The 7,869-nt window shown below is 43.8% G+C and carries 10 protein-coding genes; 2 read left to right on the forward strand and 8 right to left on the reverse strand.

All coding sequences use genetic code 11. The features are described from left to right. Window positions 1-18 precede the first annotated feature (18 nt). The 3 genes from A5875_RS11315 to A5875_RS11325 are packed head-to-tail and all read right to left on the reverse strand — an operon-like array spanning window position 19 to window position 1,177. Window positions 19-552: a helix-turn-helix domain-containing protein gene (locus A5875_RS11315; protein ID WP_088933682.1), complete on the reverse strand. Its 534-nt coding sequence runs from the start codon at window positions 550-552 to the stop codon at window positions 19-21. A 28-nt stretch (window positions 553-580) separates the two neighbouring features. After that, window positions 581-964, reverse strand: coding sequence for a hypothetical protein (locus A5875_RS11320; RefSeq protein WP_088933683.1), 384 nt, complete (start codon window positions 962-964; stop codon window positions 581-583). Then, window positions 965-1,177 (reverse strand): helix-turn-helix transcriptional regulator, encoded by a 213-nt coding sequence (locus A5875_RS11325; protein ID WP_088933684.1) that lies wholly within the window; start codon window positions 1,175-1,177, stop codon window positions 965-967. 181 nt (window positions 1,178-1,358) lie between these two features. Between A5875_RS11325 and A5875_RS11330 the strand changes: the two genes are divergently transcribed. After that, window positions 1,359-2,273, forward strand: coding sequence for a DUF975 family protein (locus A5875_RS11330; RefSeq protein WP_088934680.1), 915 nt, complete (start codon window positions 1,359-1,361; stop codon window positions 2,271-2,273). A gap of 44 nt (window positions 2,274-2,317) precedes the next feature. Here A5875_RS11330 and A5875_RS11335 read toward each other — a convergent pair whose 3' ends face one another. Next, window positions 2,318-2,905, reverse strand: a complete 588-nt coding sequence (locus tag A5875_RS11335; RefSeq protein ID WP_176244662.1) for a TetR/AcrR family transcriptional regulator — start codon at window positions 2,903-2,905, stop codon at window positions 2,318-2,320. 155 nt (window positions 2,906-3,060) lie between these two features. Here A5875_RS11335 and A5875_RS11340 point away from each other — a divergent pair, with 155 nt between their 5' ends. After that, on the forward strand, window positions 3,061-4,179 hold the full coding sequence (locus tag A5875_RS11340) for an alpha/beta hydrolase family protein (RefSeq protein ID WP_176244663.1): 1,119 nt from the start codon (window positions 3,061-3,063) through the stop codon (window positions 4,177-4,179). Between the two features lie 53 nt (window positions 4,180-4,232). Here A5875_RS11340 and A5875_RS11345 read toward each other — a convergent pair whose 3' ends face one another. The 4 genes from A5875_RS11345 to A5875_RS11360 all read right to left on the reverse strand — a co-directional run bounded on the left by A5875_RS11345 (window position 4,233) and on the right by A5875_RS11360 (window position 7,725). Continuing rightward, complete coding sequence (locus A5875_RS11345; RefSeq protein WP_088933687.1) at window positions 4,233-4,937, reverse strand: TVP38/TMEM64 family protein; 705 nt, start codon at window positions 4,935-4,937, stop codon at window positions 4,233-4,235. Then, complete coding sequence (locus A5875_RS11350; protein WP_088933688.1) at window positions 4,937-5,863, reverse strand: sulfurtransferase; 927 nt, start codon at window positions 5,861-5,863, stop codon at window positions 4,937-4,939. The genes A5875_RS11345 and A5875_RS11350 overlap by 1 nt, the downstream gene beginning before the upstream one ends. Window positions 5,864-6,218: 355 nt before the next feature. After that, entirely contained in the window at window positions 6,219-6,662 is a 444-nt protein-coding gene (locus A5875_RS11355; protein ID WP_088933689.1) for a DUF2922 family protein, read from the reverse strand. Between the two features lie 43 nt (window positions 6,663-6,705). After that, the gene (locus tag A5875_RS11360) at window positions 6,706-7,725 is read right to left on the reverse strand and encodes a hypothetical protein (protein ID WP_088933690.1); all 1,020 of its coding nucleotides are present in this window, start codon (window positions 7,723-7,725) and stop codon (window positions 6,706-6,708) included. Window positions 7,726-7,869 lie beyond the last annotated feature (144 nt).

The raw sequence follows: 7,869 nt of genomic DNA on the forward strand, positions 1-7,869 counted from the left end.
TGCGGGTGTTCTTAATGATTAATAATCCAATTGCTTCAAGCGCAGTTTTGCGGCAGCGTCGTCAATAAACTTAATCGTGTACAGCTGGGCGATGTCTTGCTTTAAGTTTTCTGTTTTTGAATCTTCTTCAAAGAAATTGATTACACGTAGAACACCGCGTGCTCCCAATGATCCCGATCCGCCAGAGCCTAAGTCAAAACCTGTCTCTGCCATTTCAGAAACCTGACTGCGTTTGATTTCCTTCAAAAGTTCGCGTAAATCGCCTTTGACCAGAAACTCTTCTTCCTGCTCCTTCACTCGTTGTCTCAGTTCATTCGCATCTGTCACTTCATACAGTTCTTGGCTGTCACGGATATTTTTCAAATCCGCCAAAAGCTCATCAGAGTTGACGTTCAATTCTCTTGCCAGTGTGTCTAATGTTTTAGCGGAATACTTTTCCGGATCTCTTTTACTGATCCTAGCTAATTGCGCTTCCGATAGTTTTCCGCTTCTTAAAAGATCGATTCTGGTTAGTCCATGCTTTTGTAAATAAATAGCTAAGACATTCTTCACAAGATTTCCTCCTTTTGCCCTACTCTGCCTAAAGTCGATAACGCAAGCGATTGATCAATAGACATATCGCAAAGATCCCTAAGTCTACACCAACGGATTCAAGGTGCAAACTTCTTTCGCCTAGCAGATAAATCGCTAATCCTGGTGTTACAACTAGATTGATATCTTGTCCGGTTTTATTAAAATGAACCACTCGGATAATCATTTGCACGATGTGTAAAAGCACGATTATCACAAAGCTCATCGCCATGGCATCAAAGACGATTTTTCTTACCAGTTCATCGTTCTTCTTAAATATTTCTTTGATTAAAAAATAAAGTGATGAACCCATTGCATACGTAGACAGCAATGCGAAAATCAATAGTGCACCACTAATAAAAGCATTCACTCCCGTTACTCGGAAAAAACTCATCTATTCCTTCTCCCCCTTGTCTAAATAAAATATTTCATCAAAAGGCATCTCAAAATATGCCGCGATTTTCAATGAAAGCTCCAAACTAGGATTATATTTGCCTTTTTCGATCGCTGTCATTGTTTGACGCGAAACATCTAATGCCTCCGCCATTGCTTTTTGCGGAATCTTTTTTTCTTCTCTGATTTTTCGAATATGATTTACAACGCTCAAGTCCTTCGCTCCTAGTAAAGATATCTTTACTAAATGATAAGCCATTGACCTCGGGGAGTAAAGCGGGAATTCCCCAGTGGTGGGCTCTGTGAAATCTTTTATGGTCCGCTTGTTGACGAACGTTGCCTGATCAATGATAATTACTAGATGATACTGAATGAAAAAGGAAAAGGGTGGAGAAATGAAATATTGTCCCAACTGCGGTGCGGAATTACGAACGGATGCGAAGTTTTGTCCGGCCTGCGGTTATAGCTTAGAACAAGGTGCGCCAACTGAAGACGGCAGCAGCAATCCCTTCGTTCAAGCAACTACCAACGAACCATTTGAATTAGAGTTAGAAAAAGCGGAAGGCTTGAATATCACACGGGCGGAAATTAAAAAGCATGCTCAAAAGAAATTATCCGGCAGATATGGTGAATGGTGCAAAACGATTATCCTGCTGATTGGCGCGAATATTGTCGCAGGGTTTATTTTCCAATTCGCCTATGTGCGCTTTTTTACCAGCAGCCTTTTTAATCTATTTAGTCCTTATGATTATTATGAGTATTACGACTACGGCTCCAGCTACGCTCGTCCGTTTTCTGGTGTTTCAATCCTATGGTGGTTCTTGGTGATGATTGCTGCCTTGATCCTGATGTTTTTGATCTCGGCATTGTCTACGGCTGTCCTGCAATGGTGCGCGATTCATACATTGAGAGGCAATCGGGCGGATGGTTTGCAGATTTTTGCTTATTTCCTCAAGGCACAAAAAAATCGCGTGCTGAAAGCAAACGTCTTGATCGCGATCTATACCTTCCTTTGGTCGCTGCTGTTCGTCATTCCGGGGATCGTAAAAAGCGCGTCCTACGCCATGACCAACTACCTATTGGAAAAGGATGACACATTGACCGCTTCGGATGCGATCTTGTTGAGCCGTCAAATCATGCACGGCTACAAAATGGAATTTTTGATCCTGCGTTATTCCTTCTTCTTTTGGAATATGCTCGCTGCCTTCCAGCTCACGAATTTCTATGTCATGCCTTATCAAAACGTGACGGAGATTCAATTTTTAGATACGCTCTATGAACATTATGTAGAGCAGCATGTTGAAGCCTAAGCAAAAAAAGTCTTGAACGCTCATAAAAAGCGTTCAAGACTTTTTTATTTCATTTCTTTACCCGTCAAATACGGCTGAATCAGTGAAGTTAAGGTTTCTGATAAGGATAAATTCTCCATATCATCATAGTAAGGTGTCGTTACTTGGTACCACGTATAAGTAAGATAAGAAATCGTAGTAACTAAATGATCATAATTCGCAGCCGCTAGATCAGCTCTCATGGTCCCTGTCTCAACCAATGTTCGAAAAATATTTTGATAAAAGCTCGTCAATCGTTTTCTAAACTTCAGCAATTCCTCTTTCATACTAAAGAATTCCTCATGAATATTTACAATGTACTCGTAGTAAAATCGATTCTTTTCACGGATTTCCTGTATCTCACGAAAAGAGTCCAACAACACATTTAGTGCATTTTCCTGCGTGATGTCACTATCGAACACAGAAAAAAACTCCTCGTAAAGTTCCTTTTGAATCCTTAGTAGCAAATCTTCTTTTTTAGGAAAGTGATAGGTCAAATTACCGATCGTTGTACCAGCCGCTTCCGCGATATCTCGCAACGACACGTTCTTATACCCTTCTTGTACAAACAATTCCTTCGCACTTTCATAAATAGCAGTCTTTTTATCCGTCATAAGCACCCTCAATTTTTCTATTTCATTCATCATAATCGAATCTTGAAAAAAAGTAAAAAACAATTTGACAACGCCTCCAGTACATTGTACTATTTCAGTATAGTACAATGTACTGGATAGAACAAACAATAAAATCAACTAAAGGAGAAGACGAGATGACTATTAGAAGAAGACCACCCGCACAAGATATCGGCAGAATATTAGGCGGCAAAATGGCGCCAGAGGATTTCATCAAGATGATGAATGCCACTGAACTCAATTGCGATACGTTAGAGAAAATTCCTGAGGAAGATGCAGAAGATTTTGTAAACGTTTGCGAACGACTAGGAGACGAGGCCTTCTCCTATGCAGAAAAAAATGAGCAAAACGGTCACTTGGAAACTGCTAGTGAGTACTACTTTAATGCAAATGCCCTTTATCGCTTAGGCGACTATGGCATCAAATCGGTTGATGAGGAAAAATATCGCATCTATGGAAAACTTGTGGATAGCTTTAAACGCAGCAAACAATTAATGAAAAATGGCGAAACGCAATATATCGAAGTCCCTTTTGATGGCAAAAAAATGCCCGCCTACTTATTGATTCCCGAAAATGCGCCAAAGGATGTTCCGGTAGTGATCTGCGTCGTTGGTGCGACTGGATTTAAAGAAGAGAATTTCATTATCGCCGAAACCGTACTGAATCGCGGAGCCGCTGCCATCATCTTTGACGGACCCGGACAAGGTGAATGTAACTTGAATCGCGACCTCTATCTGACTGAAACGAATTATGATGACGCCGTTTTAGCGATCGTTGATTATATAAAGGGCCATCCTGATTTAGGGGATAAAATTGGACTTGCCGGCGTGAGCTTTGGCGGGTATCTAGCAACTAGCGCAGCTTGCCGATATCCAGAAGAGTTTTCGGGGTTAGTTGTCAGAGGCGGTTGTTCACAACTGGATCAGCTGACGATGCACAGCTTTGCTGGTATCGATAAATTTTATATGTACAATTTCTTGAATAAATTCAATGTTGAGAGCTTAGATGAGGCAGAGGAGATTTCTCACAAAATGAACCTTGATGATGTTCTTAAGAATATCACCTGCCCTGTTTTAGTTCAGCATACGACAGAAGATCCTGTGATCGGTACAGTTGGCGCAAAAACCATTTATCAAAATTGCTCCAGCAAGGATAAGGAATATTACGAGATTCCCGGAAATGTTCATTGCGGCAATAGCGAAGCACAGAAAACTTGCACCTATGGAATCGATTGGCTTTTAGATCGCTTGAAATAAAACACAAATATCCTGCACAGAATGATTGTGTAGGATATTTGTGTTTTATTCACTTACTTATTCCCCTTCGCCTGTCGTCCTTGATAAATCTGCTTAAAGACATAGACTGCGATAAACAACGCGAACATGCTCAATAAGCCAAATAGGATGGTTTTTGTACTGCCGGTCAAATTACTGCCGACATACGAGTACACGATTGTCGCCGGCAGTTGTCCGATCCCTGTTGCGATCAAAAAGGGGATCGGCTTGATCGCCGTCAGTCCTGCCGCATAGCTGATAAAGTCAAAGGAGATAAACGGCAGCAGGCGGCAGATCAAAATCGTGTGCTTGCCGTAACGATCAAAATACGCGTCCAGTGTATCCAGTGAAAAGTTTTTGTTCAGCCGTTCCACTAGATCTCGGCCTGCGATCCGCGCGATATAAAAGCAGACCAGCGCCCCGGCCATCGCACTCGTCCATGAAAGCAAGGCGCCCTGCCACCAGCCGAAAACGGCCGCATTGGCAAAGGTGATCAAAAAGGCCGGCAATGGCGCGATGATCGATTGGAACATCATCAGCAGAAAGGAAATGACGACTGCCCAAACACCAAAGGAGCGCAGATATCCTACGATACTCTCGACACTCATGGAACGAAACAGCATCAGAACCTGCGTGACCTTCGAGCGGATGCCCGGAACGAAGTAAAAGCCAACCACTGCCAGCAGGATCAATGCGATCAATACGATCCGCGCCAGCGTGCGTTTCTTTATTTTAGCCATTATTTTTCTACGTCCTCGACTTTTGCCCAACGATAGTATGAGCCGTCATAGTTTTTCACCTGCTTGAAGCCGCACATGTCCATCACTAATTCCATGTAAGCCGAGCGAATCCCTGCGGTACAATAGGTCACGATCTGATCGTCCTTAGCTAGTCCAGCGTCTTCAAAGAGCTTCGTTAAGTCTGCTTTGCTCTTCAAGGTGCCGTCTTTTTTGAATAAATCAGTAAAAGGCAGATGGATCGCGTCAGGCAGGTGTCCGCCTTTGGCTTCGCCGTACATGACTTCGCCTTTGTATTCTTTGTCTTCACGAACGTCGACGATCTTGTAGTCGTCATAGTCTTTTTTCAATTCATCGGTCCGAATAATATGCTTCTGATCGATCGAATCGATTGTGACCTCAACGGGATCAAGCTTCGTGCTTTCAATCGCCGTTTTTAGTCCTGCTTTTTTCAAAGCCGCAAAGCCGCCGTCGACCATTTTGACATCCTTGTAGCCCGCTGCCAATAATTCCCAAGCAATCCGGCCATCATCGCCCCAGCCTTTTTGCGCGCCGGCAAATAATACAACTTCTTTGTCCTTTGCGATACCCAGCTCGCCTAAGCGTTTGGCAAGCTCAGCCGGTTCCAGAACCAAGCCCCATTTTTCATCGCCGGAAGCCCCTTCTTCAACAGAAGCCAAGTTCTGCCAACCGATCGCGGTCGCACCCTTGACGGTCCCTTTATTCGCTTCTTCTTCGCCGCGGGCATCGATCAAAATAATGTCATCCAAATTTTTCTTCACGTAATCGGCATTCACGATGTAGTCGCCTGTAAAAGCGGCGGAATCTTTCTTTTCTGCTTTGATCGAATCGGTCGTTTCACCGCCGCCACCGCAAGCCGCCAAGCCCAAAGTAACGAACGCCAGCAGTCCAATAATTGTTTTTTTCATCATCTTCTCCATTCATTTGTCGTTTTTGTTGACTCCGACGTTCCTGTCGAAGTCCAGGAATCTCCCTCTTTTTGCGCCGCGATCCATCAATCTGACGATATTTTTCGCTGCACATGTCAAATGACACAAAGAAACATACCCCACTATGTTCCCAAACGACTTCCCTTCAGTATGATTAGACTGATGATAAAAGAAGCTTCGTCGGGGAGGAGAATTTTAAATTCACATTCTTAGAGACTCTAAGGCAGAGTGCTACTCACAATCACCGATGAAAATTCAAAATGCTCCCTCCCCTCTTGCTCGTTCTTGCCCTTATTAAAGTATATAAAACGCTTTATCTTTTTACAACACGTCATTAGTCAAGTTCGCGCAAGAATACCTCTGGTTCCTTGTCAGATTCACTGTCTAAATCGTCTGCAACAGCTTCAAAGCGAAACCCTTTCAGCTTCATCCCGGCTGAGTATTGTTCAAAAAGCAAATCGATCTTTTGCGTCAGCTCCAGCTTTCGAGCAGCGGCTTCATCTGGCAACAGCCGTTCGAGCGCTTGGATTCCCTCTGCTTCTTCACTGTCTTTGGCGCTTACTTCCCCAAACAACACCGTTTCGATGGTTTCGACAAACTTCGCATCCAGCACCTGCTTAAAGATCTCGATGCCCGCTTCGTCAAAAATATTGCTGGTGGTCAAGCGTTCCAGCGCCTGACGGATTTTAGCCCCTGATTCATCCGGCTCCACCTGGTCAAAAGACCAGCAATGGGTTTTATTCTCGCCGTTTTTAAAAGTTGCGACTATCTTTCTCATTTTTCATCCTTCTTTACGTTTTATTTTAAAAAATAGCGTTCTGCTACTTTTTACCCCTTTTCTTGAGGAACTTAGCGATTTTCTGGCTAACCTTTCGCTCATTTCGCCCCTCCTCGATCTGTTCCCGCGTTTTTTCCAAATAGCCTTCCTTATTTTTCTGATTGCCCTTGGCTGACTTCGGCGGCTTTTGGTTGCTGGCTCGCTGGTTCTTATCAGACTGAGTTGCGGTTGTCGGCGGATCGGTCTTGTTTGTCGTCTTCTTAGGCGCAGCATTGCTTGATGATTGCGCCTTGTTCGGATCGCCAGCCGAGCGGTCTTCGTTTGGAAGGACATCACTAGCTTTTTGTTTCCGATTTGTATTCTGCATCACTTTTCCTTGAGCCGCTTGTTCCGTTTCCGTCCCACTGTTGACAGAGCCTTCCTCACCAGCTTCTTCCTCCTCTTGACCTTCTGCGTAATGCAGATCAGCCACGGTCGCATGACGAGTAAACTCGACAAATTCAGTAAACTTGCGAACGCCATTCGTCTCAAAAATCGACAGCAGCGGAAGAATCTTTAATGCTCCTGCAAGTTCTTCGTCACTCTTCGTCGGATGGGCGTTTTTCAACGTCCACGTATGTTTACGGCCATTCGCACCCATGAAGACAGATTTTAGAATGAATTGATGATTCGCCAATTCATCCGTTCGAGTCGGATCTTTTTCCTTCAAATAGCCTCTATATAAACGAGCCTCCTCGGTAGCAGCCAGATAATCCTTTTCATTCTTATACAAACGCGCAACGACCGTTTTCCATTCAGCCGCGTCAAAATAACCTTCAAAAAAGGCGCTAAAACGGCGCAGTGCCTCACTAGGCTCCCCGCTAAGAAAGATCTCTCGGATCAGCTCCCAACAAATCAAAGAAAAACCAGCAGCAGACAAAGAATCCCTTACAAGGACGGTGATCACGTACTCGATCACCGTCGAAGCATCCTTTTTCTCGCTGTATAGATTGATGATTCGTTTTTCAAGGTTACCTGTCAGCATATTGAATAATTGTCTTTGGCCTAGTCGTTGCGTTTGCATATACTCTCCACTCCCTATTTTATGTATTTATCTTTCTGACGAAACGTAAAACCAATCGCTTATTTTTTCGTCAGCACCCCTTAAATGCTGTCTCTTATACACATCTCCGAGCCCACGAGACGCTCATGAATCTCGTATGCCGTC

Origin of the sequence: Enterococcus sp. 3H8_DIV0648 (assembly GCF_002140655.1) — a bacterium.
Lineage (GTDB): Bacteria > Bacillota > Bacilli > Lactobacillales > Enterococcaceae > Enterococcus_A > Enterococcus_A hulanensis.

What these genes read in the sequence shown, in the direction of transcription:
- A5875_RS11320 (WP_088933683.1), bottom strand. Translation starts at nt 964, where the DNA reads ATGAGTTTTTTCCGAGTAACGGGAGTGAATGCTTTTATTAGTGGTGCA.
- A5875_RS11330 (WP_088934680.1), top strand. Translation starts at nt 1,359, where the DNA reads ATGAAATATTGTCCCAACTGCGGTGCGGAATTACGAACGGATGCGAAG.
- A5875_RS11335 (WP_176244662.1), bottom strand. Translation starts at nt 2,905, where the DNA reads ATGACGGATAAAAAGACTGCTATTTATGAAAGTGCGAAGGAATTGTTT.
- A5875_RS11340 (WP_176244663.1), top strand. Translation starts at nt 3,061, where the DNA reads ATGACTATTAGAAGAAGACCACCCGCACAAGATATCGGCAGAATATTA.
- A5875_RS11345 (WP_088933687.1), bottom strand. Translation starts at nt 4,937, where the DNA reads ATGGCTAAAATAAAGAAACGCACGCTGGCGCGGATCGTATTGATCGCA.
- A5875_RS11350 (WP_088933688.1), bottom strand. Translation starts at nt 5,863, where the DNA reads ATGAAAAAAACAATTATTGGACTGCTGGCGTTCGTTACTTTGGGCTTG.
- A5875_RS11355 (WP_088933689.1), bottom strand. Translation starts at nt 6,662, where the DNA reads ATGAGAAAGATAGTCGCAACTTTTAAAAACGGCGAGAATAAAACCCAT.
- A5875_RS11360 (WP_088933690.1), bottom strand. Translation starts at nt 7,725, where the DNA reads ATGCAAACGCAACGACTAGGCCAAAGACAATTATTCAATATGCTGACA.